Source organism: Spirulina subsalsa FACHB-351, assembly GCF_026130165.1.
Classification (GTDB): Bacteria; Cyanobacteriota; Cyanobacteriia; order Cyanobacteriales; family Spirulinaceae; genus Spirulina_A; species Spirulina_A subsalsa_A.
Window position 1 is genome coordinate 15,764 of the sequence record NZ_JAIHOM010000098.1, and the last position, 3,731, is coordinate 19,494.

General features: G+C 49.6%; 2 protein-coding genes and 2 pseudogenes. All 4 read right to left on the reverse strand.

Annotated features, from left to right (window positions below; all coding sequences use genetic code 11):
- A pseudogene (locus tag K4A83_RS23470) lies at positions 1-178 on the reverse strand (Uma2 family endonuclease); the annotation flags it as partial.
- Between the two features lie 75 nt (positions 179-253).
- Positions 254-748, reverse strand: a complete 495-nt coding sequence (locus K4A83_RS16935; RefSeq protein WP_265265824.1) for a DUF427 domain-containing protein — start codon at positions 746-748, stop codon at positions 254-256.
- A gap of 319 nt (positions 749-1,067) precedes the next feature.
- Positions 1,068-3,377, reverse strand: a complete 2,310-nt coding sequence (locus K4A83_RS16940; RefSeq protein ID WP_265265825.1) for a substrate-binding domain-containing protein — start codon at positions 3,375-3,377, stop codon at positions 1,068-1,070.
- 75 nt (positions 3,378-3,452) lie between these two features.
- Positions 3,453-3,731, reverse strand: a pseudogene (locus tag K4A83_RS16945) (hypothetical protein); the annotation flags it as partial.

Below are 3,731 nucleotides of genomic sequence, written 5' to 3' on the forward strand. Positions count from 1 at the left end.
AATAGTAGAGAAATTGGTCGGCCAATACCGTTGCTTGACGACCACTGAGATACTGTCGTAGGACTTCTAGGGTCGTCAAAATGGCATAAACATGATCATAGGTCTCAGCCAAAGGTTCACCGTCCTCACTCGGATAAATAACAGTTGTTGATTCTTCTAAAGATAGTATTTGAGTCATAACAGTCCTCCCTCAACCGTAATTAGTGAACAGGTGTAGGGTCTGCTACACCCTAAAACCACCACACTCGAACTATTACCAGCCCCAAGTTCCAGGTTCTCCTTTGAATGGTCCGACAATATCTGAGGTAATCCAGCCTCCATAAAATCCCCCAGCTTGAGGGGTAACTAATTCATCATTAACATAACAAGCATCCATTAAACCTGCGAAAAAACTATAGTATCCTTGGAGAGCAATAAAAGGGGGACTGGTTTGATAACATTGCCATCCGGCATTTTGAATCAACGTTTCTCCAATCCTGACATCAATATATTGATAATAACCTTTCCATTCACAAAACCCTTTTTTGGAGTTCCCAATGAGATACTCCAGCTTAATATCTTCCGGGGGAAAATAATAACTCGGGGGGTGACTGGTTTCTAAAACTCTTTTACCTTTTGTGGTTTCGGCTAAAATAATGCCCTGACAGATGATTTTGAGGTATTTAGATGTATCTTCCCAGCGCGCAGGACGGGGATAGTCCCAAACGGACTCTTGACCGGGCTGAGGGGGGATAGGACGAGGTTTCATAGGTCACGCTTAGATTAACTGGATTCTATTTTGCACTGGTTCGAGGGGCAAACTCAAGGCTTGAGTCATTTCTTGAGCCTTTAAGTGGGGCTTGCTGAATAGGGCTTGCTGAATAACTCTCTTCTGTCAGATCAGGTTCAAACCCTGATTCTCCCGTTGGCTGTGATGGCGAAGATTCGTTAATATCTTGCACAGTGATAGAAGAGAGATAAGTCCAGGAGTCGGGAATAGGCGCTCGTGCCAGTTTTACCCATCGCGTTCGACGACCCTTAGTTAAAATCAAGGGCTAACTCTCACTCTTTATTTTTAGGTTTACTGTTTACTGTTTGGGGGTGAATCCCGCCCTTTCTAATAATTCTTGACTTTCCTGGGTTCTGAACATTTCCGCTAACCGATCTCCAATGGGAGGGCGACTATTATCTAAGGGGTAGATAATCGAGATGGAGTAGCTCAGAGGATATTCTCCCCCCCGGAGGGCAGCCATGTTTAAACGGTAACTGCCTTTGTCGTTGCAGAGATCAATGTTTGGTGTGATGGGGGTGCCGTCGTTTTGGACGAGGGGGGAAACGCTGGGAGTGCGGCCAGAATCCTCTACAATGGCGAGGGGATAGACTGAACATTGCCCAAAAACTTGGCTTAAACTGGCAAAACCAATTGCCCCAATGCCTGAGTCTTCAAAGTCTTGGAGAATCTCCCGCAACATGGTAAAGGTGGGGCGAGTTTGGATGGGACTGGCTAGGGCGGTAAAACTATCGGGGTTGAGGGTGCGATCTTGTCCGGTGAGGGTGCGAAATTGGGCGATCGCATCGGGGGTCTGTAAAACCCGCTCTTCAAACAGGCGCAGGGCTTCGGGGTCTTCAGGAACATACAATCGCACGGGTAAACGCGGCCCCCCTAACTGTTGCCAGTTGTCAATTTCCCCTAAATATAATTGTCGCAATTGGGCAAAGGTAATCCGTCCCCGCAAGGCGGCTGGCAAACTTTGGGAGCGTTGAGCATAACTAAACGGCACAATAATCGCTAACCCATCATAGGCAATCACATCGGCTTTCAGGTTTGAGGGGAGGGAAACGGCAGTATTTCCTCCCACCAAACTACTCAGGGCAAAATCTAGGCTGTCCCGTTGTAATAGTGTGAGGGTCCGTTCCCAACTCTCCACCTCTTGATACTCCAACTGGATATTGGGCTGTTGAATTTGGATTTCTTCCTGAAAACTGTTCCGTCGTAGGACTAAATTGGGTTGACGCATCAGGTAGTGAGCAATACTTTGGGGGGCTGCCGTATAACGAAAACGACCCCGAGGCACTGCCGTTACTTCCCCAATACAACAGGGCAAGGGGACAGGGCTTTGACTTGGGCTTTGGGGTCTGCGTCCCAACCACCACCACAGGCCCCACCCTCCCAAGGCGGTTAAAATCAGTAGCAAGAGTAAGCCTTTCCAGCGTCCCGAGGATGGGGTGTCTTCTTCTCCTTCCCGGTCTTCTGTTTCGCTTAAAACATCCGGTTCTAGGGGCAAATTTAACAGGGCTTTGCGGGCCTCTAAAGCGTTGGGAAAAGGACTTTCTAGCCCTAAGAGACGGCGAATAATTTGTTGTAGGGGGCGATCGCGAGGTAGCCAGTTTTCTCCTTGTCGAGGGTCTAAGGGCTTACCATTTTTATCCACTGTGCGCCCAGCCAACAGATAAAACCCCACATAGCCTAAAGCGACTAAATCCTTAGCCGGGGAGTAATTGGCGGGGGGTGTGGTAGGGGGTAAAAATAAATCTTCCCAGAGGGTGAGATCACACACATAAATATAAAACCGTTGTTCTTCGGGTAAGACTCCCCCTTGTAAGGGTGAAATCAGCAACGTCTCTAAACTTAACTGTCCATGCACTAAACCCTGTTGAATTTGTCCCGAGGGGAGGGTGAATTTTTGACCATGAAGAGAGGCTAAGGTTTGCAGCACTTGGCTCAGAATATGTCGCACTTGAGTCGGAGGCAGGGGGCCTCGTTCTTTGAGATAATCCAGCAGGGTGGGATAAGCTTCAATTTCCCCCTGACTGACTAAATAACAGCGCGCTTCGGTTTGGTCGCTGATCGTATCCCAAGGCTCTACTAAGCGTAAATTATGAATACGACCATCGGCTAGTTTTAGCCCCCCTCGCAACATAAACACTTCTTTCCGTTGGCGAATTTCGAGGGGGCTAAACCATTGGGTAGGTAATACATATTCGCGAATGATCACAGGTTGATCATTGCCCACCTGTACCCCATGATAGAGGCGACCTTTGCCCCGCACTCCCAACGGTCCTAGAAGGCGATAACGTCCCCGCAACCCCATAATTTCCGATTGTTCCGCTAAGGGGGGAATGAGGAGATAGTCTACTCCCGGACGAGTGGGCAGCACGGCAACGGGGCTGATGGCTTCGGCGGTTTCTTCTGCCTCTTCTTCCTCTTCCTCTTTGCCTGTATCCCGCACTAACTCCTCTAGGAACGGCACTAACCAGCGAAACCGCACGGGAACGAGCATATAGAGGCGATAGAGGAAGGCACTGGAGAAGAAGCCGATGCGACCCGTCACGCGGCTTTGTTCTCGTTGAGCAATTTCTCGGCCGATTTTGTTCAGCTTGCGTCTGTTGCGTACCACGTTCCCTACTCCTGCTCTCCAGTCTGCCCCTTGATTGTGGCAGAGCGATCGCCTTTGGTTGTATTAGCCAAAAGATTAGTTTTGAGCCGAACGATAGCGGGGGAAGTTGGGTAAATCAATGGAGGCGAGGGATTTCCGCTTTTTGGGCGGTTGGGGGTTCAAGGTGGGGGAGGGGGATTGAGTGGATTCAGGGGTGATGAATTTGGAACTGGGGGAGGGGCTAGTAATCCGTTGGCTTAACTCCTGACGGAGGGCGCTGGAGAGATGCTCGGCCGAGAGATCCAACTCTTCGGCGAGTTGGGTCTGGGGTGGGGGGGGAGGTTGAATCCCGGAGCGTTTTTTAAAGTCGGGCAA